The 1,122-nt window shown below is 70.9% G+C and carries 1 protein-coding gene; it reads left to right on the top strand.

Annotated features, from left to right (window positions below; translation table 11 throughout):
* Nucleotides 1-1,014, top strand: a 1,014-nt coding sequence (locus ACFW0B_RS25830; RefSeq protein ID WP_449151801.1) for a methyl-accepting chemotaxis protein, incomplete at its 5' end; no start/stop codon positions are given.
* Nucleotides 1,015-1,122: the final 108 nt, after the last annotated feature.

The raw sequence follows: 1,122 nt of genomic DNA, 5'->3' as shown, positions 1-1,122 counted from the left end.
GTGTGGCTCACCGCCCGCGGCGTGACCCGGCCGATCCTCGGGGTGGCCGGCATGCTCAAGGACATCGCCAGCGGCGAAGGCGACCTGACCCGCCGCCTGGACTACGCCCGCCAGGACGAACTGGGCGAACTGGCCGGCTGGTTCAACCGCTTCCTCGACAAGCTGCAGCCGATCATCGCCGACGTGAAACGCTCGGTGCAGGATGCCCGCGGCACCGCCGACCAGTCCGCCGCCATCGCCAGCCAGACCAGCGCCGGCATGCAGCAGCAGTACCGTGAAGTCGAACAGGTGGCCACTGCCTCCAACGAGATGAGCGCCACCGCCCAGGACGTCGCCCGCAGCGCCGCCCAGGCCGCCGAAGCCGCCCGCGGCGCCGACCACGCCACCCGCGAGGGCCTCGGCGTGATCGGCCGCACCACCAGTGCCATCGAGCAACTGGCCAGCGAGATGAGCGCGGCCATGGAGGAGGTGCAGGCGCTGGCCAGCAGCAGCGAGCAGATCGGCTCGGTGCTGGAGGTGATCCGCGCCATCGCCGAGCAGACCAACCTGCTGGCGCTCAACGCCGCCATCGAGGCGGCGCGGGCCGGCGAGGCCGGCCGCGGCTTCGCCGTGGTGGCCGACGAAGTGCGCAACCTGGCCAAGCGCACCCAGGACTCGGTGGAGGAAATCCGCCAGGTGATCGAGGGCCTGCAGCACGGCACCCGCGAGGTGGTCGGCTCGATGCACAGCAGCCACCGCCAGGCCCAGGGCAGCGTCGAGCAGGTGGAGCAGGCGGTAGTCGCGCTGCAGCGCATCGGCGAGGCGGTGACGGTGATCACCGACATGAACCTGCAGATCGCCAGCGCCGCCGAGGAACAGAGCGCGGTGGCCGAGGAGATCAACCGCAACGTGGCGGCGATCCGCGACGTCACCGAATCCCTCTCCGGCCAGGCCGAGGAATCCGCCCAGGTCAGCCAGGCGCTGAACCGCCTGGCCAACCACCAGCAGGGCTTGATGGATCAGTTCCGCGCCTGACGCCCCTCTTCCGATTGCGGCCCGCCCCGGCCCCTCTCCCGCACGCGGGAGAGGGGCCGCTTTATTTGTGGGGGCGATTTCAATCGCTAGGCAGGACGCAGTCCTGCC

This window comes from Metapseudomonas phytobenefica (genome assembly GCF_043392685.1).
Taxonomy (GTDB): Bacteria; Pseudomonadota; Gammaproteobacteria; order Pseudomonadales; family Pseudomonadaceae; genus Metapseudomonas.
Note: the sequence above shows the minus strand (reverse complement) of the source record. Positions and strands in the feature narration are given on the sequence as shown.